Raw genomic sequence first — 19,662 nt, 5'->3', positions numbered from 1 at the left:
TTTGCGCCAAACGTCGGTTTGGCAGTTTCGGGTTCTTTGGCCCGGCGTTATGGTCGCCAGCGACGGCGCGTCTGCGCCGCGAGGTCGCGGTCTTCGCGCGGCCGGAGTGCAGGGGGCACACACGTGAGTTTCTTCAGGAGCGGTGTTCGTCGCGGCCGCATCGTGGCGGCCGCGGCCGCCGTCGTCGGGCTGGCCGGGCTGACCGCGCTGACCGGGCCGGCCGGCGTCCCGGGCGCGATCACCGCGCAGGCAGCGGTCTCGACCTACAACCCGTTCGACGTGAACAGCGATTTCACGATCCTCACGACCGGGAACGCTCACCTCGGGAACGCCGAGCTGGAGGGCTCCGTCGCCGCGTTCGGCAGCGTCTCGTCGGACAACCCGAACGGCTACACCCTGCTCCACCAGACGGCGGGCCGCGCCGACTACACCGTGCCCCTGGTCGACGGCGACCCGGTGCGGATCCTCGCCGGCACGTTCACCGGCACCGGCTCCTTCGACATCTCGAACCGCGACGACTCCGGGACCATCGCCACCTCCAGCCCCGAGGCGAACGCGCTCGCGAAGCTCGCGGACACCACGGGGCTCACCGCGCAGGTGCGCGGCGGCGGCGTCGGGAACAACGCGGGCGGCGACTTCCCGCGCGTGACCAACCCGGAGGGCGGGTTCCTCGATCTCAAGGCCGCCCCGTACGCCGGCTTCGACGTCTCCGAGCTGCAGACCGAGCAGCCCGCGGTCGCGGACTACTTCCCCGGCCTGGCGGCCGACGTCGAGCGGACGAACGAGTGCCTCGCCTCGATGTACGGCAACCCGGAGCTGTCCAACGCCGTGACCGTCGAGCAGGAGGGCGGACTCGTCTACGTCTCCGGCTTCTCCACCACGATGCCCAACGTCATCGACTACGCGGACGTCGCGGGCGCCACCATCAAGATGGACCGGGCCGACGGCTACGTGCCGACGGCGCAGGCGCCGCTCGTGATCCGCGTGCCCGAGGGCACCACCACGATCGGGCCGCTCGACTTCGAGGGCTGGTCCGCCGGCAGCGGCGAGCAGCAGGACTACGCGCGCTACATCATGCTCGACCTGTCCGCCGTGACCGGGACCGTCACCGTGGACGGACTGGAGCTCGGCGCCATCTGGGCGCCGAACGCCACCGTCGAGTTCGCCTCCGGGATCACCACCAACGGCCAGTGGTTCGCCGACGGCGTCACCACCACGGGCGGCGGCGAGATCCACCACCACACGTTCGGCGGCCTGCTCCTGTGCGACGACGCCGTGACCGCCGTACCCGAGATCGGGTCGAGCGTCGCGGTCGACGGCACCGACGACAAGGTGCTCCCCGTGACCGGCGGCACCGTGGTCGACACCGTCACCTACAGCGGGCTGACGCCGGGCGCCGAGTACGTGGTGACCGGCACTGTCATGACCGCAGACGGGACCGACACCGGCATCACGGCCAGCGCGACCTTCACGCCGACGGAGTCCTCCGGCGAGCTCGAGCTGCCCTTCGAGGTCACGGCCGAGCAGGCCCGGACCTACGCCGGGCAGTCCCTCGTGGTGTTCGAGGTGCTGACCCGCGGCGGGGTCCAGGTCGCCGCGCACGAGGACCTCGCCGACGAGGCCCAGACCTTCACGGTCGCCGAGGAGGTCACGCCGTCGCCGAGCCCCAGCCCGAGCACCCCGACCCCCGGCCCCTCGCCGTCGGACACGCCGTCGCCGAGCACCCCGGCGCCGTCCGGCACGCCCATGCCCAGCACCCCGGGCACCCCCAGTACCCCCGGCACGCCCGACGGCCCCGGCTCGCTCGCGGTGACCGGCTCGCCCGCCGCCGTCCTGGCGGGAACCGCGACGGCCGCGGTGCTCCTCGGGGCGCTCCTCATCGCCGTCCGGCGCCGCGTGGGCAGGTAAGCCTCAGTAGCCAGTGCCGGTCTTGGCGCGCCGCCGCTCGTTCGGGTGCGCGCCGCCCTTGAGGTCGAGGGTCTTGCACGCCTCGTCGATGTCCTGCGTGAGCCGGTCGACCTGCGCCCGGCTCATGGTCTCCTTGACCAGGGCCCGGAGGATCTTCACGTCCTGCGCGTCCGGCGGCAGCGTGTACGCCGGGACCATCCAGCCGCGCTCGGCCGAGAGCTGCCACGCGATGTCCGACTCGTCGTACCCGACGTGGTCGCCCGCGAGCCGGAAGGCCACCAGCGGGAGCTGCTCGGCGTCGTCGCCGATCACCTCGAACCGACCGGTGTCGCGCAGGTTGGCTGCCAGCACCCGGGCGTTCTGCTGCATCTGCGTCATCACGTAGGTGTAGCCCTCACGGCCGAGCCGCACGAAGTTGTAGTACTGCGCCAGCACCATGGCCGCGCCCGTGGAGAAGTTCAGCGTGAAGGTCGCGTCGGTCTTGCCCAGGTAGTTCTCGTAGAAGACGAGGTCCTGCGCCAGGTCGGAGGTCTCGCGGAAGACCAGCCAGCCGATCCCGGGGTAGACCAGGCCGTACTTGTGGCCCGAGACGTTGATGGACCGCACCTGCTCCAGCCGGAAGTCCCAGCGCGAGTCGGGGTACAGGAACGGCCAGACGAAGCCGCCGCTGGCGCCGTCAACGTGCATCGGGATGTCGAGCCCGCGCTCCCGCCTGACGTCCAGGAGCAGCTGGTTGATGCCCACGATGTCGTCCATGTGCCCGGTGAACGTGGTGCCGAGCACGGCGGCCACGCCGATCGTGTTCTCGTCGAGGAACGGGGCCACGTCGTCGGGCCCGATCGTGTACTTGCCCACGCCCAGGGGGATGATCCGGGGCTCGACGTCGAAGTAGCGGCAGAACTTCTCCCAGACCACGTGCACGTCGCCGCCGAACACGAGGTTGGGGCGGTCCACGGGCTGCCCGGCGGCCTGGCGCCGCTCCTTCCACTTCCACTTCAGCGACAGCGCGCCGAGCATGATCGCCTCGGACGACCCCTGCGTGCGGCAGCCGGTGGTCTCGCCGGGCGCGTGGAAGAGGTCGGCGAGCATCCGCACGCAGCGCTGCTCGATCTCCGCCGAGATGGGGTACTCCGCGTGGTCGATGAAGTTGCGGTGCAGGTTCTCGGCGATGATCCGCTGCGCCTCCGGCTCCATCCAGGTCGTGACGAAGGTGGCCAGGTTGCGCATCGGGTCGCCCTCGAGCGCGAGGTCCTCGCCCAGCATCCGCATGGTGTCCGTGGGACTCATGCCGGTGGCCGGGAACACCGTGGACGGAACCTCCTCGGTCAGGAAGCGGTTGCCGTACAGCGCCGTCGTGCGCTCGTCACGCGTGCCCATGTTTTTGAGTCAAGCACGGCCCCCAGACGTCGTCGACCGGTGGGCGGGCGAACTTCCAGGGCCCGGGAGAGTCAGCGGTCCGGGCGCTCGCCGAGCTGCAGCGCCCCGCCCGCGACGAAGCAGACCGCCCCGATGAACGTGCCCCAGTCGACCAGTCCGGCGGCGACCACGGTCGACGTCGCCGGCCGGGTGAACGCCGCGAGCCCGGCCAGGAAGAAGAACACCGATCCCACCTGGTTGACGGCCACCACCCACCAGCCGAGCTCGCGCGGCCGCACCCCGATGCGGCCGTGGCACACCTCCAGCAGAGCGAGGTGCCCCGACAGGAGGAAGCAGACGCAGCCCGTGATGTCCGGCAGCCAGATCCAGCCGTTCGACTGCCGCGCCGTCAGGTCGGACGCGAACGCGGCGACCAGGCTGACGCCGAAGAACAGGGTGCCCGCGAACAGCACGGCCACGCTGAGCCAGCCGATCTGCCGCGGCAGCCAGGCCCACCACCGCCAGGCCGTGGCGCTCAGGGTGCCGCCCTCGTCGATGGTGGTGGGCACGTTCGACGCCTGCACGACCGACGCGTAGCCGCCGGTGCTGAAGAACAGCCCGCCTACCAGGTAGACCGTGTCGACGCCGCGGACGCCCCCGACGCCGAGCTGGGCGAGCAGCGGGCCCAGGGCGAACATCGCCCCGCCGATCATGAAGGCCACGCCCGCGACCACGTTGACCCGGGCCAGGCGGGCGGCGGTGGTGGGCTCCGCGCCGACGACGCGCGTCAGGGCGCCGCTCGCGTCCCGCACCTCGACCCGGCCCCGGCGGCGTACGGCTCGCGACGCCCAGCGGACCGACGACCCGTCGACGAGGTGCCAGGTCATCCGGGTGACGAACCCGCCAGAACGCTCGACCCGCCCCAGCGCCCACCGCGCCGGACGGGCGATCAGCGGGCCGTGCGGCGCGTCGTCAGCCACCTCTCGAAACTAGCATCAGGTGGTGCACACAGACCTGGACGACGCCGAAGTCGCCACCGCCGCGGCTCTGGCCGGCGCGGACGTGGTGCGCAGGATGTACGGCGGTCCGCTCACCAGGTTCGACAAGGGCGCCGGCGACTTCGCCACCGCGGCCGACGTCGCGGCCGAGCGCGCGATCCTCGACGTCCTCCGGACGGCCCGGCCCGACGACGCGGTGCTCGGCGAGGAGAGCGGGCAGCACGGCGCCGCGGGGTCCGCGCGGCAGTGGCTGGTCGACCCGCTGTGCGGGACGCTGAACTACGCGGCGGGCAGCATGCTGGCCGCCGTCAACGTGGCCTTGCAGGACGGCACGCTGCGGGACGGCACGCTACGGGACGGCGCGCTGCGGGACGGCGCGGCGGCCGTGGCGGACCCGTTCAGCGGCGAGGTGTTCCGCACGGACGGCACGTCCGCCCGGGTGCGCCGGGACGGCGTCGACGCGCGGCTGGAGCCGACGTCCGCCACCCGGCTGGTCGACGTCAACCTGGACCCGCCCTTCCCGGCCGCGCCCGGGTTCCGGGCCGTGGACCTGCTCGCCCACCCCGGGTTCGGGGAGCGGTTCCGGCCGCGCGTCGTGTCCACCACGCTGGCCGTGGCGTGGGTCGCGGCGGGCAGGCGGGCGGCGTACGTCACCGACGGCGACGGGCTCGCGGGCAGCGTCCACTTCGCGGCCGGCATCGCCCTGTGCCGGGCGGCCGGCTGCCTGGTCACCGGGCTCGACGGCGCCCCGCTGGGGCCCAGGAGCCGCGGCCTGGTAGTCGCCGCCGACGCCGGGACCCACGCGCAGCTGATGTCGATGATCCACGGCGGATCACGCCGCTGAGCCACGGACGGGGTCCGACCCATCGGGCGGCGTCAGGAAGAATGCGCCCATGCGACTTCTGCTGCTGCGCCACGGTCAGACCCCTTCGAACGTGAGGGGGCTGCTCGACACGGCGGTCCCCGGCCCTGGGCTGACCCCGCTCGGCGAGAAGCAGGCGGCCGCGGTCCCGGACGCGCTCCGGGACCGCGAGATCGGCGCCATCGCGGTCTCGTCCATGATCCGGACGTCGTTCACGGCCGCGCCGCTCGCGAAGGACCGCGGGATCGAGCCGGTGAAGCTGCCCGGCCTGCGCGAGATCGAGGCCGGCGACCTCGAGATGGCCGACGCGCACGAGGCGCACCTGAGCTACCTCGACACCCTGTTCGCCTGGGCACGCGGCGACGTCGGCCGCGCCATGCCGGGCGGCCCCGACGGGCGGGCCTTCCTGCGGCGGTACGACGACGCGATCGCGCAGCTCGCGGCGCAGGGTGCAGAGAGCGTCGTCGCCGTCTCGCACGGTGCCGCGATCCGCGCGTGGGCGGCCGCCCGCGTGGGCGGCGTGGACGTCGACCACGCCGAGCAGACCCCGCTGGCGAACACCGGCCTCGTCGAGGTCGAGGGCGACCCCGACGGCGGCTGGCGGCTCGTCGCGTGGGACGCCGAACCCGTGGGCGGGGCCGAGCTGGCCCCGCTGGTGGGCGAGGACCCGACGGGCGAGCCCGTCGAGCCCTGAGCTCTGAGCCCTGAGCCCTGAGCCCGGCTCAGCTCGTCCCGAGGGTGTACCGGACGCCGGTGGCGACGGCCTGGAGCTTGTCCGGGTTGGCCACGTTGTGGATCGCCGCGATGCGCCCGTCGTCGTCGAACGCGAAGGTGACCGTGGAGATGACCCGGCCCGCCCCGCTGAACAGGACGCCGGGCCCGCCGTTGATCTCGACGAGCTCCGCGCGCATGTCGGTGGGCTCGATGCCCTGGTAGGTGACGGTCCCCAGCGCGGCGAACCACTTGGCCACCGTGTCGGCGCCCACCACGGGCTTCAGCGCCTGGCGCACCTTGCCGCCGCCGTCGGTCCACAGGGTGACGTCGGGGGCCAGGAGCTCCAGCAGGGCGTTGAGGTCACCGCCGGCCGTGGCCGCGAAGAACCGCTCGGTCACCTCGCGCTGCCGGGTCCGGTCGGCGCCGTACCGCGGGCGCCGGGCCTGCACGTGCTCCCGGGCCCGGTGCGCGGCCTGGCGCACCGCCGGCTCGGACCGCTCCGTCGCCTCGGCGATCTCGGCGTGGCTGAAGCCGAACACGTCCTTCAGGACGAACACCGCGCGTTCGAGCGGGCTCAGCGTCTCGAGCACCACGAGCATCGCCATCGAGACCGACTCGGCGCCGACGGCGGCGTCCGACGCGTCCCCGCCGGTCAGGATGGGCTCCGGAAGCCACGGGCCCACGTAGGTCTCGCGCTTGTGCCGGGCGGAGCGCAGCCGCTCCAGCGCCAGGTTCGAGACGATCCGCGTCAGGTAGGCCTTCGGGTCGGCCACCTGGGAGCGGTCCGCGGCGGACCACCTGATCCACGCGTCCTGGACGGCGTCCTCGGCGTCGGCGGCGCTGCCCAGCAGGCGGTAGGCCACGGAGAACAGCAGCCGGCGGTGCTCGTGGAAGACCTGCTGCCCGGGCCCGGCGGCCCCGGAAGGCTCGGTCGCCCCCGAAGGCTCGGTCGAGGCGTTCATCGCGTCGCCTTCCTGGTGAAGCGCCCGCCGGTGGGCCAGAACGCGCCGGAGGCGGGAACCTTCTTCATGCGGCCGTAGGTCGGCCAGGGAGATGCGGTCACCGTCTCCTTGTACCGCATCGCCGTACGCCCGGTCAGGCTGATTCGCCGCGGGCTGTCGTCGGGGTGGGTGAACTGGACGACGGCGTCCGCCCGGCCCAGGCTGACCGGCGTGTGGTAGTAGCCGAACCGGAACGGCCGGGGCTCCTTGCCCCGCAGCAGCCGGTCGATCGACAGCGCGGCGTGCACGCCGGTCGGCATGCCGCCCTGGCAGGTGCCGTGCATGACGCCGTAGCCCTGGCGGATCGCGGCGGCGTCCCCGACCGCCCAGACGTCCGGGTGCGAGACCGAGCGCAGCGCCGCGTCCGTGACGACGCGGCCCCGGTCGTCGACCTCCAGCCCGGCCGCGGCGGCCAGCGGCGACACCCGCGCCCCGCCCGTCCACAGGACGACGTCGGCGGCGATGCGCTCCCCGCCCGCCAGCTCGACGGCGTCGGGCTGCACCTTCACCACGTCGGCCCCCGAACGGACCGTGACCCGCAGCCGGTCGAGCGCGCCCCGCAGGTAGGTGCCGGCCTTCGCGTTCATCGTGGCGCCGGGCTCGGTCCGCCCCACCAGGACGACGTCGAGGTCCGGCCGCTGCTCGGCGATCTCCGCCGCCGACTCGACCCCCGTGAGCCCGGTGCCCACGACCACGACGGTGCCGCCGCGGAGCTGGCCCAGCCGGTCAGCCAGGAGCTCGGCGTCCTGCGCGCCGCTCAAGCCGTAGGCGTGGTCGTCGGCGCCCGGCACGCGCGTCGTGTCGGCCACGCTGCCCAGCCCGTAGACCAGGGTGTCGTAGGGGAGCACCCGGTCGTCGTCGATCCGCACGGTCCGTGTCTCGGCGTCGACCGCGGTGACCCAGCCGCGGACGAGCTGCGCGCCCGTCCCGTCGAGCATCTCCGGGATGCTCAGCTCGGCGACCTCCTGGCCGGTGGCCGTCATGTGCAGGCGGAGCCGCTCGGTGAACCGGTCGGAGCCGTTGACCAGGGTCACCTGCACGTCCTGGCGGCCCTTGGTCCGGGCCGCGAGCTGGACCGCCGCGGCCATGCCCGCGTACCCGGCCCCGAGGATCACCACGCGGTGGGCGGCGGTGCTGCCGGCCGTGCTGCTCGTGGTGCGGCTGGTCGTGGTGCGGCTGCTGGTGTGCTGTGCGTTCATCGTTCCTGCTCCTTCGCTCGACGTTGCTGCCCCTTAGATGGGCGCGGGTTCCCCGGACGTGACATCGGGTGGGTGTGACGCGGGCCACAGCCGCTCCACAGGCGCTCCGCGGGTGCGACGCGGCGTCGATACAGCGTTTCGTGAATACATGAGCCCGTGTACTGTCGAGTGCATGACCGAGACGATCACCCCGTCGGTGACCCTGACCCACACGGCCGCGCTGGCGCGGCTGGGGCACGCGCTGTCGGACGAGACGCGCACCCGCATCCTGCTCGCGCTGCGCGAGGCGCCGGCCTACCCGTCCGACCTCGCCGACGCGCTGGGCGTCTCCCGCCAGGTGATGTCCAACCAGCTCGCCTGCCTGCGTGGATGCGGACTGGTCGAGTCGGTCAAGGACGGGCGGCGCGCCTGGTACCGCCTGGCCGACACCCGCCTCGCCCCCGCCCTGGGCGACCTGCTCGGCCTGGTGCTCGCCGTCGACCCGGGCTGCTGCGGCCCGGACTGCACGTGCGCATGACCGCGCTCCCGATGCCCCGGCCACAGCCCCAGCCCCAGGCCCGGCCCCTGACCGACGCCCGCCGCGCCGTCCTGACCCGCCGCATCCGCTGGGTCGTGGCCGCCACGATCACCTACAACGTCATCGAGGCGGGCATCGCCCTGACCGCGGGGCGCATCGCCTCGTCCAGCGCGCTGATCGGCTTCGGCCTCGACTCGGTCGTCGAGGTCCTCTCCGCCGCCGCGGTCGCGTGGCAGTTCGCGAGCCGGGACCCGCACGCCCGCGAGAAGGCCGCCATGCGGCTGATCGCGTTCTCGTTCTTCGGCCTGGCCGTGTTCGTCACCGTCGACGCCGCCCGTTCCCTGCTCGGCGCCACCTCGCCCGAGCACTCCACGGTCGGCATCGTCCTGGCCGCCGTCAGCCTCCTGGTCATGCCGGGGCTGTCCTGGTTCGAGCGCCGCACGGGCCGGGAGCTCGGCTCCGCCTCCGCCGTCGCCGACTCCAAGCAGACCCTGATCTGCTCCTACCTGTCGGCTGCCCTGCTCGCCGGGCTCCTGCTCAACAGCCTGCTCGGCTGGTGGTGGGCCGACCCGATCGCCGCCGTCGTCATCGCGGGCTTCGCCGTCCGCGAGGGCTGGGAGGCCTGGCACGGCGACGCCTGCTGCACGCCGGTGGCCCAGCTCGTCGGGGACACCGACGGCGCCCGGGCCGACCGAGCCCAGGCCGACGACGCCCCGGGCGGCTGCACCGACGAGGGCTGCGCCTGCTGCGCCGACTGAGCCCCGGCCGCGTCGTCAGCCGGCGGCGCCCGCGACCCCGACGGCCGCGGGCGTCTCGTCGAGGTCTCCGAGGCCCAGCTCGGGCGGCAGGTCGCCGTCGTGCCGCACCACGAGCGACGTGACCGCTCGGGTGAGACAGACGTAGAGGCGGCGCAGCCCGGTGGCGTGGTTCGGCTCGGCCGCGACGATCGCGGCCGGGTCGTGCAGCACCACGTGGTCGAACTCCAGGCCCTTCGCCAGCGACGCGGGCACCAGGTCCAGGTGGAAGTCGAACTCGGAGCCGTCGTCCGGCGCCCCGTCGGCCGCGTCGGCCCCGTCGCCTTCGGCCCCGGCAGCCGCCGGGCCCGCGGCCGGCTCCGCGTCGTCCTGCTCGCCCACGACCGCGAACGTGAGCCCGACGGCGGCGAGCGTCTCGCGGACCTGGGGCACGGCGGCGTCGGGCACGATCAGGCCGACCGAGCCCTCCAGGTCCGCGATGCCGACGCCCACCAGGACGTCGTCGAGCGGGGTGGCGGTGATAGTGAGGCGGCCGCGGGCGCGGCGCACGGCCCGCGGCGGCTCCAGGCCGGGCGCGATGCTCGGCAGGAGCCGCGCGGCGAGCTCGATGACGTCGGCCGGCACGCGGAACCCGGCGGTGAGCTGTTCGACGTGCCCGTCGGGCTTGGCCAGGTGCGCCAGCACGTCGGCCCAGTCGCGCGCCGCCCAGGGCGTGGTGGCCTGGGCGAGGTCGCCGAGCACGGTCAGCGATCCGGTGGCGGCCCGCCGGCCGAGGGCACGCAGCATCATCGCGGACAGGTCCTGCGCCTCGTCGACCACGATGTGCGCCACGGACTCGGTCCGGTCCAGCAGGTCGGTGATCTCGTCGAGCAGCACCAGGTCCGCCGTGGTCCAGCGGGCGGAGCCCGCCGTGCGCGGCGGTCGCGCCCAGACCAGGAGGGCCTGCTCGTCCTCGGTGAGGACGCCGTCGGCGTGCTCGGCCAGGAACTCCGGGTCGGACAGCAGCCGGTGCAGCAGCCGGCGCGGCTCGACCGCCGGCCAGACCGCGGCCGCGTAGTCGCGCACGGGCTTGGTCCGGGCCAGCACGTCCCACGCCTTGTCGTCGAGGGCGTCGCCCGTCTCCTCGATCTGCACCAGCACCCGGTGGGCCAGGGCGTGCCGGAGCTGGGCCGCGCCCAGCGCGTAGCGCACGTCGCGTGCCCGGACCTGCTCGACGGCCTCGCGCGCCTCGTACGCCGGGACCCGCCAGCGGAACGAGCCGCGGGGCAGCACCAGGGTCTCCTCGGGGGTGCCGACGTGCGACCAGACGGCGCGGCGCAGCACCTCGGCCAGCCGCCCGTCGCCCTTGAGGCTCGCGACGTCGGCTCCCTCGGTGGCGCGGACCGGCGCGTGGTCGCCGACGATCTCCTCGATGGTCGCCTGGCGGGCGTGGATCTCGCCCAGCGCGGGCAGGACGTCGCGGATGTACCGGAGGAAGCTCTTGTTCGGCCCGACGACGAGCACGCCGCGGCGCGTGAGCTGGTCGCGGTGCGCGTACAGGAGGTAGGCCGCGCGGTGCAGGCCCACGGCGGTCTTCCCCGTGCCCGGCGCGCCCTGCACCACAAGCGTGCTCTCGAGCGGCATGCGCACGATGACGTCCTGCTCGGGCTGGATCGTCGCGACGATGTCGCGCATCGGGCCCGAGCGCGGGCGCTCGATCTCGGCCTCGAGGATCTCCGAGTGCGCGTCGGCGGCGGCGTCGCCGGCGACGCCGTCGGGAAGGCCGCCGGTCAGCTCGGGCCGGGTCAGCGACTCGTCCTCGAAGGCCGTGAGGTGGCCGCGGGCGAACCCGTACCGGCGCCGGGCGGAGATGCCCATGGGCTCCTTGACCGTGGCCCGGTAGAAGGGTGTGCTGACGGGGGCGCGCCAGTCCACGACCATGGGCTCGCCGTCCGGGTCGGACACGTGGCGGCGTCCGATGTGGAAGGTCTCGCCGGTGGGGGAGGCCTCGCCGGCGACGAGGTCGATGCGGCCGAAGAAGAGCGGGACCTCCGGGTCGTCGGTGAGCTGCTCCATCCGGCGCGCGAGCGTGGCCTCCAGGATCTCCGCGCTCACCCAGTTGCCCGCGTAGCTGCCGTCGAGCGCGGCGACCCGGTCGCGCATCCGCCCCAGCTGTGACCTGGCCTCGGCCAGGAACTCCCGCTCCGTGGTGAGCTCGGACGCGTCGGCGGGCATGGGAGGACCTCCAGGGTCTCGGGGGTGGTGGCACGTGGATGACGGCACGTGGGCTGCCGGCGCCGGGGTTGCTCGTCGCGGGACGTTCCGCGCGAACGCGCGAGTCTAGTCCCGCGGACCTGGACGGCGCGGCACATTTTCGGGACCAGGGCGGTGGTTCAGGAGCTGGTCCGGAACCATATGTCCCTCGAGTCCGTTTCCACTGTCGCACCAACCTGCCCCACGGTACGGTCGGGTGCACCGCCCGGCCTATCGAGGAGCCTCAGTGTCGTCCGACGAGCTGCCCCAGGAGTTCCAGATCGACGTACCCGACGAGATGGAGACCGGCGTACCGGCCGACTTCGCCTCCGTCTGGCACACGCCGACGTCGTTCATCCTGGACTTCATCGCCGTGAAGCAGCCCCCGAGCCCGGTGGCCGACCCCGAGTCGGGTGAAGTCACCTCGATAACCGTTCCGGGCCGAGTGGTTTCACGCGTGCGCATTCCCCCGCAGCAGGTGTTCGAGCTCGCCAAGGCGCTCACTATGCAGCTCGACGCGTGGGAGAAGGAAAGCGCACCGAACGTTCGCAATCCCGGTGCCGCAGAGGGCCCGGATGGCCCAAATCGGTCGTCGGAGAATTAGATCTGGTGAAATTTTTACTTGGACGTATGTCCAACTCGGTATCTATATGTCCGGTCTGACCGGCAGACTTGTGCTAGTTTGCCCGTAGAAATACCGGGTTATACCATTGGGGTTCTTGAAATGTAACCCTTACTGGCTGTTCCACTTGCGATCTTCACGGATGTAGGCTGCCCGTGATCGCGACGAAGGCGTTGCAATCTCCCAGAGTTGCCCGGGGGGTCGGGCGACCCGTTCCGGCGGCCATGTCGGGGAGCAATGAACAGGGGCGATGCAAGTGAGCAACACCGAATTCGACAACAGGGGGCGCACGGGCGGGATCATGTTCGAAGAACAGGCCCGCACGAGCGTCGTGAGCATGTGGGGAGAGATCGATGTCTCTTTGCGCGGTGAGTCGAGTGCTGCCATAGCCAACGCCCTTGAGCGGGCGAAGGCGGTCGTCATCGACACGTCCAAGGTGACCTTCATGGACTCGACCGGCGTCGCGTTCCTGATGCAGATGTACACCTACGGGACGCAGGACGGGCTGACCGTCTCTCTTCCGGAGCCGCCCGCGGTGGTCCGGAACGTCATCGAGATGCTCGGGGTCGACGCGCTGTTCGCGCAGGCCGCTCGCGGCGGCGCCGCGCGGGAGGCCTGACCGGCCCCCGAGAATGACTGCGCCCGGCCCGGAGGCCGGGCGCGCTGTCGTGGCGTCCTTCGCTCAGCGCCCTGACACAGAGCCCCGGCTCAGCGCCCCGCGGCCAGGGCCGCCGCCCCGACGATGCCGGCCGCGTTGCGCAGCTGCGCCGGGACGATCGGCGCCCGCAGGTGCAGGTGCGGCAGGTACTTCTCGTGATGCTTGCTGACGCCGCCGCCCACGACGATGAGGTCGGGGGAGATCAGGTCCTCGACCACCCCGAAGTAGCGCTGCAGCCGCTCCGCCCAGTCCTCCCAGGACAGGTCCTCGCGCTCGCGCGCCGAGTCGGCCGCGCGCGACTCGGCGTCGTGCCCGTCGATCTCGAGGTGCCCCAGCTCGGTGTTCGGCACGAGCACGCCGTCCACCACGAGGGCCGAGCCGATGCCGGTGCCGAGCGTCGCGACCAGCACCACGCCGTCGGCGTCGCGCGCCGCGCCGTAGCGGACCTCGCCCACGCCTGCCGCGTCGGCGTCGTTCACCGCGACCACGTGCCGCCCGGTCACGCGCCGCACGAGCGCCGGCAGGTCCACGCCTGTCCAGGACTGGTCGAGGTTGGCCATGGACCGCACCACGCCGTGCTGCATCGGGGCGGGGAAGGCGACGCCGATCGGGACGTCGTCGGGCAGGTGGTAGGTGTCGACGAGCTCCGCGAGCACGTCCGCAACGGCCTGCGGGGTGGACGGTTGCGGGGTCGGGATGCGGGTCCGCTTCTCCGCGTAGTCGCCCACCGTGAGGTCGACGGGCGCTCCCTTGATGCCCGAACCACCGATGTCTATGCCGAACGCCAGGTCGCTCATGTCAGGATCGTCTCATGAGCACCGACGAGCAGTACTGGTACAACACCGAGACCAAGGCGGTCGAGGTGGGTCGCCGTTCGGCCTGGTCGCACCTCATGGGCCCGTACGGCACCCGCGCCGAGGCCGAGCGGGCGCTGGAGAGCGCGAAGTCGCGCAACGAGTCCTGGGAGCAGGACGACAAGGACTGGCGCGACAAGTAACGGCTGACGTGTCAGACGTACAGGTCACCCGGGTGACCTGTACGTCTGACACGCGCGGTCACTTCTCGAACGAGTGCGCCTCGTCCGGGAACGAGGCGTCCTTGACCTCGGACACGTAGTCCTCCGCGGCCTGCTGGAGCGCCGCGCCGAGCTCGGCGTAGCGGCGGGCGAACCGCGGCGACCAGTCGGTCATCCCGGCCATGTCCGTCCACACCAGCACCTGGCCGTCGCAGTGCGGTCCGGCGCCGATGCCGATGGTCGGGATGCGCACGATCTCGGTGATCCGCGCGGCGACGTCGGTGGGCACCATCTCCAGGACGACGGCGACGGCGCCCGCCTCCTCGACGGCCTTCGCGTCGTCGGCCAGCCGCTCGACGGCGTCGTCGCCGCGGCCCTGCACGCGGGGCCCGCCCAGCAGGTTCTCCGACTGCGGCGTGTAGCCGAGGTGCGCGACGACGGGGATGCCGGCGTCGGTCAGCGCACGGATCTGTGGGGCCGAGCGGACGCCGCCCTCCAGCTTCACGGCGTCGGCGCCCGTCTCCTTGAAGATCCGCACGGAGGTCTCCAGGGCCTGCTGGGGGCCGGCCTCGTAGGAGCCGAACGGCAGGTCGATCACCACGAACGCGCGCTTGGTCGCGCGGGCCACGGCCCGCGCGGCGGGAATCATGTCGTCGACCGTCACGGGGATCGTCGTGGAGTGCCCGTGCATGACGTTCCCGATGGAATCACCCACGAGCAGGATGTCCATGCCGGCCGCGTCGAAGATCGCGGCGGTCACCGCGTCGTACGCGGTGAGCATCGCGAGCTTCTCACCCTTGGCCTTGGCCTCGGCCAGGTGATGCACGCGGACCCGCTTGGGACCCTGAGTGGGTGAGGTGTGGGCGGACATGGTCCTCCTGTGGTTCGAACGAGCCTCGGTGCCGCTGGAAAGCCTACGACCGGTCGTCCATGCTCGGTACACGCACCTGTAACAGGTTTAGTGCAAGATGGGCCCATGGACAGGCAGCAGGAGTTCGTGCTCCGCACGGTCGAGGAGCGCGACATCCGCTTCATCCGGCTTTGGTTCACCGATGTGCTCGGCGTGCTGAAGTCGGTAGCAGTGGCACCCGCGGAGCTCGAGTCGGCGTTCAGCGAGGGCATCGGCTTCGACGGCAGCGCCATCGAGGGGCTCACCCGGGTGTTCGAGGCGGACATGGTCGCCAAGCCCGACCCGACCACCTTCCAGGTGCTCCCGTGGCGCGGCGAGCGGCACGGTACCGGCCGCATGTTCTGCGACATCCTGACGCCGGACGGGGAGCCGTCCCTGGCGGACTCGCGCAACGTGCTCAAGCGCACCCTCGCCAAGGCGAGCGACCGCGGGTTCACCTTCTACACGCATCCCGAGGTCGAGTTCTACCTGTTCAACCAGCTCACCAAGGCCGACCCCAAGCTCGAGCCGGTCGACCAGGGCGGGTACTTCGACCACCTGGCCCGGGGATCGACGCACGACTTCCGCCGTGCCGCGATCACGATGCTCGAGTCCATGGGCATCTCGGTCGAGTTCTCGCACCACGAGGCCGGCCCCGGCCAGAACGAGATCGACCTGCGGTACGCCGACGCGCTGACCACCGCGGACAACCTCATGACGTTCCGCACCGTGGTCAAGGAGGTGGCGCTCGAGCAGGGTGTGTTCGCCTCCTTCATGCCCAAGCCGCTGGCCGACCAGCCCGGCTCCGGCATGCACACCCACGTGTCGCTGTTCGAGGACGACCGCAACGCGTTCTACGAGCCCGGCGCCCAGTTCGAGCTGTCCAAGACGGCGCGCCAGTTCATCGCGGGCCTCATGGTGCACGCGGGTGAGATCACCGCCGTCACCAACCAGTACGTCAACAGCTACAAGCGGCTCTGGGGCGGGCAGGAGGCCCCGAGCTACGTGAGCTGGGGCCACAACAACCGCTCCGCGCTGGTCCGCGTGCCCATGTACAAGCCGGGCAAGGGCAACTCCGCGCGCATCGAGTACCGCGCGCTGGACTCGGCGGCCAACCCGTACCTGGCGTTCGCCGTGATCCTCGCCGCCGGCCTCAAGGGCATCGAGGAGGGCTACGACCTCCTGGACCACACCGAGGACGACGTCTGGGAGCTCACCCCGGCCGAGCGCCGCGCGCTGGGCATCGCGCCGCTGCCGCGCGACCTCGACGAGGCCATCCAGTTCATGGAGAAGTCCGAGCTCGTGGCCGAGACCCTCGGCGAGCACGTCTTCGACTACTTCCTGCGCAACAAGCGCGAGGAGTGGGAGGCGTACAGCGCCCAGGTCACGCCCTTCGAGCTCAAGCGGTTCCTGCAGCTCTGACCTCGGGAACCAGGGGGTGCTGCACGCCCCGCCCGCGTCGTAGGGTCGGGGGGTGCAGAGCCGCCGACCCGAGACCCTCACGACCCATCTGATCCGGGCCGGGTTCGCCGACCTCACCCGGTCCGCCTCGCTCTGGCGGGACCCCGACCTGGTCGCCGTCCTGGACGTCCGGCCCCCGGGCAGCGGCGGCGCGGACCGCGCCGCCGGGCCCGACCGCGGCGCCGTGGTCCTGGAGCCCGGCGACGTCGCCCTGCTGCGCTCGCTCGCCGGCGTCGCCGACCCCGACCTCGCCCTGCTGCAGCTCGTCCGCCTCGCGGCGGCCGCCCCGGACCGGCTCCGCGGGGTCCTGGCGGCGAACGGCGAGATCCTGGAAGCGGAACGCGGCTCCACGGACGACGCCGATCGGGGCTCCTCGGACGACGACGACGACGGCGACGGCGGCTCCCGGCCCCGCCCGACCGTCCGCGACCGGCTGCTGCGCGTACTCGGCGCGTCGTCGGCGCTGGGCGACGAGCTGGTGCGGCACCCCGCGCTGCTCGACCTGATCCGCGACCGCACCCCGGGCACCGGCGTCCCGGCCGAGGCGGTCCGCGCCGAGCTGCTGCGCGCCGTCGACGCCGACCCGGAGTCCGCCGAGCCGGTCGCGGGGACACATGCGCCCGACGGCCCTGGCGGTTCCGGGCCGGGGAGTTCCGGGCCCAGCAGCTCCGGGCCCAGCAGCTCCGGGCCGGGCGGGACCCTGCCGGGCGGGACCCTGCCGGGCGGGACCGGTTCCGGCGAGAGCGCTTCGCCGTCGTACACGGACCGCCTGCGCCGGGCCTACCGGGCCCGGCTGCTGCGGATCGCTGCGACCGACGTGACCGCGCCCCAGCCGACCGCCGTGCTGCCCGCCGTCGCGGCGGCGCTCGCGGACCTGGCCGCGGCCGCGCTGGAGGGTGCGCTGGCCGTCGCGCGCTCCGAGGAGGAGGACCACGCCGCCGGCGTGCGGCTGGCGGTGCTCGGCATGGGCAAGACCGGCGGCCGCGAGCTGAACTACATCTCGGACGTGGACGTCATCTACGTGGCCGAGCCGGGCGTGCTGCCCGACGGCGCGCCGGCCCGCGACGAGGACGACGCCCTGCGGGTCGCGACCCGGCTGGCGGGACGGCTCGCCCAGGTCTGCTCGGGCGCCTCGGCGGAGCCCGCGCTGTGGCAGGTCGACGCGGCGCTGCGGCCCGAGGGCAAGCAGGGCCCGCTCGTGCGGACGCTGGCCAGCCACGTCGCGTACTACGAGCGGTGGGCCGTGACCTGGGAGTTCCAGGCGCTGCTCAAGGCGCGTCCCGTGGCAGGCGACCTGGCGCTGGGGGAGGCGTACACCGCCGCCGTCGGGCCGCTGGTGTGGCAGGCCGTGGAGCGGCCCAACTTCGTGGAGGACGCGCGCGCCATGCGCAAGCGCGTCGAGGGCAACGTGCCGGTGGCCGAGGCGGACCGGCAGATCAAGCTCGGCAAGGGCGGCCTGCGCGACGTCGAGTTCACGGTGCAGCTGCTGCAGCTCGTGCACGGCCGCGCGGACGAGGACATCCGCTCGCGGACCACGCTCGACGCCCTCGCGGCCCTGTCGAAGGGCGGCTACGTGGGGCGCGAGCACGCGCGCCGGATGGGGGAGTGCTACCGGTTCCTGCGCGCCCTGGAGCACCGGGTCCAGCTCTTCCGGCTGCGTCGTACCCACCTCATGCCGACCGCCGAGGCGGAGCTGCGCCGGCTGGCCCGCGGGCTGGGCTACGGCGGCGCGGACGACCTGGTCAAGACCTGGCGGTCCGTGCGGCGCGAGGTGCGCGACCTGCACGAGGCCGTCTACTACCGGCCGCTGCTGCCGGCCACCGCGCTGCTGTCGACGGGCGAGGCGTCGCTCGCGCCGCGGGCGGCCATGGCCCGGTTCGCGGCGATCGGCTACCGGGACCCGGCGGGCGCGATGCGCCACGTCCAGGCCCTGACCGACGGCGTCTCGCGGCGCGCGGCGATCCAGCGGCAGCTCCTGCCGGTGCTGCTCGGCTGGTTCGCCGAGGGGGCCGACCCGGACGAGGGCCTGCTCGCGTTCCGCAAGCTGTCGGACACGCTGGGCTCCACGCACTGGTACCTGCGGCTGCTGCGCGACTCCGCGGAGGCGGCGTCGCGGCTGGCCCAGGTGCTGTCCTCGTCGCGGTACCTCGCCGACGCGATCGGCAAGTCCCCGGAGTCGGTGCGCTGGCTCGCGCAGTCCGACTCGCTGGCGCCGCGCGGGGTGCGCCGGCTCGCCGCGGAGGCCGACGCGCTGCTCGGCCGCGCCCAGGAGGTCGACAACGCGACGGTCGCGCTGCGCGCCCTGCGGCGCCGCGAGCTGGCCCGCACCGGCGTGGCCGAGGTGCTGGGCGAGCTCGGGCCGGTCGACGCCGCCAAGGCCATCTCGGACGCCGCCGACGTCGTCCTCGCGGGCGGGCTGCGCATCGCCGAGCACGAGGCGCGCGCCGAACGGAAGGTCGCGCGCGGCGACGAGCCCGCGCGGCTGCTCATCGTCGCGATGGGCCGGCTCGGCGGCCAGGAGATGGGCTACGGCTCGGACGCGGACATCATGTTCGTCTACGAGGCGGTGGGCGGCGCCGGCGACAAGGAGGCCAACGACTACGCCCTGACCGTGGCCAAGGGGATGCGGCGCATCCTCACGGCCGTCGGCCCGGAGCCGGGCCTGCCCGTGGACGCCGACCTGCGGCCCGAGGGCCGCAACGGGCCGCTGGTGCGGTCATTCGAGTCGTACGTGGAGTACTACGACCGCTGGTCCTCGCCCTGGGAGGCGCAGGCGCTGCTGCGGGCGCGGGCGCTGTCGGGCACCCTCAGCGTGGTCGCGGCCGGCGGCCCCGGCGAGGGTGCGGTGGCGGCGTCGCTGCCCGACGACGGGAGCACGCCCGCCGACGCCGGCGGCGAGCTCGACCTCGGGCCGGGTGCCGAGGGCGGCCGGTCGCTGGGCGCCAGGTTCACGGAGCTGATCGACCCGCTGCGCTACCCGGAGGGCGGGCCCGACGCGTCGGTGCTGCGGGAGGTACGGCGCATCAAGGCGCGCGTCGAGTCGGAGCGCCTGCCCCGCGGCGCGGACCCGGCGCGGCACCTGAAGCTGGGCCGCGGCGGGGTGTCCGACGTCGAGTGGACGGTGCAGCTGCTGCAGCTCCAGCACGCGTTCGAGGTGCCGGGCCTGCGCACCACCGGCACCGTCTCGGCGCTGGAGGCGGCGCGGGAGGCCGGCCTGCTCTCCGACGACGACGCCGAGGTGCTGCTGGAGGCCTGGGTGCTGGCGTCGCGGCTGCGGTCGGCGATCGTGCTGTGGTCCGGTCGCACGACGGGCGCCGGCGTGGACATGCTGCCGCACGACAGCCACGCCCTGACCGGCATCGCGCGGCTGCTCGGCGACGTCGGCACCGGGCCGGAGCTGGAGGAGCTGTACTTGCGGGTCGCGCGCCGGGCGCGCGCGGTGATGGAGCGGGTGTTCTACGGGGCGGAGTGAGGC

The 19,662-nt window shown here is 73.3% G+C and carries 17 protein-coding genes; 10 read left to right on the top strand and 7 right to left on the bottom strand.

The window, feature by feature from the left end:
* The first annotated feature begins 123 nt into the window (after positions 1 to 123).
* On the top strand, positions 124 to 1,908 hold the full coding sequence (locus ACFU5G_RS07735; RefSeq protein WP_377242417.1) for a collagen-binding domain-containing protein: 1,785 nt from the start codon (positions 124 to 126) through the stop codon (positions 1,906 to 1,908).
* Positions 1,909 to 1,911: 3 nt separating this feature from the next.
* Here the strand turns inward: ACFU5G_RS07735 and ACFU5G_RS07730 are convergent, their stop codons facing one another.
* Positions 1,912 to 3,285 (bottom strand): glutamate decarboxylase, encoded by a 1,374-nt coding sequence (locus tag ACFU5G_RS07730; RefSeq protein WP_377242415.1) that lies wholly within the window; start codon positions 3,283 to 3,285, stop codon positions 1,912 to 1,914.
* 71 nt (positions 3,286 to 3,356) lie between these two features.
* Entirely contained in the window at positions 3,357 to 4,244 is an 888-nt protein-coding gene (locus ACFU5G_RS07725) for a hypothetical protein (RefSeq protein WP_377242412.1), read from the bottom strand.
* A gap of 22 nt (positions 4,245 to 4,266) precedes the next feature.
* Between ACFU5G_RS07725 and ACFU5G_RS07720 the strand changes: the two genes are divergently transcribed.
* Positions 4,267 to 5,106: an inositol monophosphatase family protein gene (locus ACFU5G_RS07720; protein ID WP_377242410.1), complete on the top strand. Its 840-nt coding sequence runs from the start codon at positions 4,267 to 4,269 to the stop codon at positions 5,104 to 5,106.
* 49 nt (positions 5,107 to 5,155) lie between these two features.
* Positions 5,156 to 5,818 carry a histidine phosphatase family protein gene (locus tag ACFU5G_RS07715; protein ID WP_377242408.1) on the top strand — a complete coding sequence of 221 codons (663 nt, stop codon included), beginning with the start codon at positions 5,156 to 5,158 and terminating at the stop codon, positions 5,816 to 5,818.
* A gap of 28 nt (positions 5,819 to 5,846) precedes the next feature.
* On the opposite strand, the gene sigJ is transcribed toward ACFU5G_RS07715, so the two are convergent.
* The gene (gene sigJ / locus ACFU5G_RS07710) at positions 5,847 to 6,800 is read right to left on the bottom strand and encodes an RNA polymerase sigma factor SigJ (RefSeq protein WP_377242406.1); all 954 of its coding nucleotides are present in this window, start codon (positions 6,798 to 6,800) and stop codon (positions 5,847 to 5,849) included.
* A complete protein-coding gene (locus tag ACFU5G_RS07705; protein ID WP_377242404.1) occupies positions 6,797 to 8,038 on the bottom strand; it encodes an NAD(P)/FAD-dependent oxidoreductase in 1,242 nt (413 codons plus the stop codon). Before ACFU5G_RS07705 ends, sigJ begins: the two co-directional genes overlap by 4 nt.
* Positions 8,039 to 8,210: 172 nt before the next feature.
* Between ACFU5G_RS07705 and ACFU5G_RS07700 the strand changes: the two genes are divergently transcribed.
* Together ACFU5G_RS07700 and ACFU5G_RS07695 are read left to right on the top strand one after the other, a co-directional pair.
* Positions 8,211 to 8,555 (top strand): ArsR/SmtB family transcription factor, encoded by a 345-nt coding sequence (locus tag ACFU5G_RS07700; protein ID WP_377242402.1) that lies wholly within the window; start codon positions 8,211 to 8,213, stop codon positions 8,553 to 8,555.
* Positions 8,552 to 9,313, top strand: coding sequence for a cation transporter (locus tag ACFU5G_RS07695; protein WP_377242400.1), 762 nt, complete (start codon positions 8,552 to 8,554; stop codon positions 9,311 to 9,313). The genes ACFU5G_RS07700 and ACFU5G_RS07695 overlap by 4 nt, the downstream gene beginning before the upstream one ends.
* A gap of 15 nt (positions 9,314 to 9,328) precedes the next feature.
* On the opposite strand, the gene ACFU5G_RS07690 is transcribed toward ACFU5G_RS07695, so the two are convergent.
* Positions 9,329 to 11,524 (bottom strand): HelD family protein, encoded by a 2,196-nt coding sequence (locus ACFU5G_RS07690; RefSeq protein ID WP_377242398.1) that lies wholly within the window; start codon positions 11,522 to 11,524, stop codon positions 9,329 to 9,331.
* Positions 11,525 to 11,789: 265 nt separating this feature from the next.
* On the opposite strand from ACFU5G_RS07690, the gene ACFU5G_RS07685 reads away from it, so the two are divergent.
* On the top strand, positions 11,790 to 12,146 hold the full coding sequence (locus ACFU5G_RS07685) for a DUF3467 domain-containing protein (RefSeq protein ID WP_377242396.1): 357 nt from the start codon (positions 11,790 to 11,792) through the stop codon (positions 12,144 to 12,146).
* 268 nt (positions 12,147 to 12,414) lie between these two features.
* Entirely contained in the window at positions 12,415 to 12,783 is a 369-nt protein-coding gene (locus tag ACFU5G_RS07680; RefSeq protein WP_377242394.1) for an STAS domain-containing protein, read from the top strand.
* 89 nt (positions 12,784 to 12,872) lie between these two features.
* Here the strand turns inward: ACFU5G_RS07680 and ppgK are convergent, their stop codons facing one another.
* Positions 12,873 to 13,619 (bottom strand): polyphosphate--glucose phosphotransferase, encoded by a 747-nt coding sequence (gene ppgK / locus ACFU5G_RS07675; RefSeq protein WP_377242392.1) that lies wholly within the window; start codon positions 13,617 to 13,619, stop codon positions 12,873 to 12,875.
* A gap of 14 nt (positions 13,620 to 13,633) precedes the next feature.
* Between ppgK and ACFU5G_RS07670 the strand changes: the two genes are divergently transcribed.
* Entirely contained in the window at positions 13,634 to 13,819 is a 186-nt protein-coding gene (locus ACFU5G_RS07670) for an SPOR domain-containing protein (RefSeq protein ID WP_377242389.1), read from the top strand.
* Positions 13,820 to 13,877: 58 nt separating this feature from the next.
* Here the strand turns inward: ACFU5G_RS07670 and panB are convergent, their stop codons facing one another.
* Positions 13,878 to 14,708, bottom strand: a complete 831-nt coding sequence (gene panB / locus ACFU5G_RS07665) for a 3-methyl-2-oxobutanoate hydroxymethyltransferase (protein ID WP_020014258.1) — start codon at positions 14,706 to 14,708, stop codon at positions 13,878 to 13,880.
* A 105-nt stretch (positions 14,709 to 14,813) separates the two neighbouring features.
* Here panB and ACFU5G_RS07660 point away from each other — a divergent pair, with 105 nt between their 5' ends.
* Positions 14,814 to 16,148: a glutamine synthetase family protein gene (locus ACFU5G_RS07660; RefSeq protein WP_020014259.1), complete on the top strand. Its 1,335-nt coding sequence runs from the start codon at positions 14,814 to 14,816 to the stop codon at positions 16,146 to 16,148.
* 52 nt (positions 16,149 to 16,200) lie between these two features.
* Entirely contained in the window at positions 16,201 to 19,659 is a 3,459-nt protein-coding gene (locus tag ACFU5G_RS07655) for a bifunctional [glutamine synthetase] adenylyltransferase/[glutamine synthetase]-adenylyl-L-tyrosine phosphorylase (RefSeq protein ID WP_377242387.1), read from the top strand.
* Positions 19,660 to 19,662 lie beyond the last annotated feature (3 nt).

It is taken from the genome of Promicromonospora sp. NPDC057488, from assembly GCF_042802395.1.
In the GTDB taxonomy this organism is placed as follows: domain Bacteria; phylum Actinomycetota; class Actinomycetes; order Actinomycetales; family Cellulomonadaceae; genus Promicromonospora.
This window is presented reverse-complemented; position numbering and strand designations above follow the sequence as displayed.